Origin of the sequence: Peteryoungia aggregata LMG 23059, from assembly GCF_030814435.1 — a bacterium.
GTDB lineage: Bacteria > Pseudomonadota > Alphaproteobacteria > Rhizobiales > Rhizobiaceae > Allorhizobium > Allorhizobium aggregatum.
Genome location: NZ_JAUSUW010000031.1, coordinates 1 through 1,257, shown reverse-complemented (window position 1 = coordinate 1,257; position 1,257 = coordinate 1). Strand labels below are relative to the sequence as shown.

Below are 1,257 nucleotides of genomic sequence, written 5' to 3'. Positions count from 1 at the left end.
TGTTCGGCCCTGATACATAGCTGACAGATGTTCGTAGACATGCCTGACACTTTCCGGATCGGTTCTGGGAGGTGACGATGGCTTGGGAGACAAAGTCTGTGGTGGATCAACGGTTAGAATTTTGCAGTCTTGCCGAGCTTGAAGGGGCGAATGTCTCGGAGTTGTGTAGACGCTTCGGGATCAGTCGGCAGACGGGCTATGTCTGGTTGAAGCGGCTTGGATCCGGCGAGCCGCCGCATGATCGTTCTCGCCGCCCGCATCACAGTCCGCGCCGCACGGAAGCCTCGCTGGAGCAGGCGGTGTTGGACTTGCGCGATGCACATCCTGCATGGGGTGCCCGCAAGCTCGCCCGCTCACTGCAAAATGCCGGGCTCGATCCGCCATCCGCGTCGACGGTTCATGCCATTCTGGTTCGGCACGACCGTATCACGACACGTGCGGGTACAGGGCCGGTATTGGGTCGTTTCGAGCGCGCAGCGCCTAATCTGCTCTGGCAGATGGACTTCAAGGGCCGCTTTCAACTGGTCTCGGGCGATTGGTGTTATCCGCTCACGATTATCGATGATCATTCCAGGTTCGCCATCGGGATCGAAGCCTGCACGGACGAGCGCACATTAACGGTCCGCGACAGACTGGAACCCATCCTGCAACGTCACGGTCTGCCGATGGCGATCTATACCGACAATGGAAATCCATGGGGAAACGGCGTTCCCGGCGGCTGGACACGGTTGCGCGTGTGGCTTCTCAAGCTGGGCATAGACCTCATACATGCCCGTCCTTACCATCCACAGGGGCGCGGGAAGAACGAGCGCTTCCACCGCAGCCTCAAGGCAGAAGTCCTCGCCTTCGCTTCGCTTTCCAATCTCAAGCAGGCTCAGGGCGCTTTCGACCGTTGGCGCGACCTTTACAACCATCACAGACCGCATGAGGCCATCGCCATGGCCGTCCCCGCAAGCCGCTACACGCCATCGACACGAAACTTTCCGGCCAGACTCCCAGAGCCCGTCTACGATGAGGGTGAGATCGTCAGACGTGTCAGTTCCACCAAGGCTTACATCGCCTTCAAGGGGCTGCCATGGCGCGTGCCAAAAGCATTCCAAGGCGAGACGCTCGCCATCAGGCCGCTCGCACAAGACGGTCAATACGGCATCTTCTTCGCAGCCAATCAGGTCGCGCTTATCGACCTCCTCAAAAGACAATGACTGTCAGGCATGTCTATGAACATCTGTCAGGAATGTCTCCGGGCTTTACACTTGT

General features: G+C 58.8%; 1 pseudogene. It reads left to right on the top strand.

Annotation, left to right across the window (positions count from 1 at the left end):
• Positions 1–77: 77 nt before the first annotated feature.
• Positions 78–1,257 (top strand): annotated as a pseudogene (locus tag J2045_RS23125) (IS481 family transposase); the annotation flags it as partial.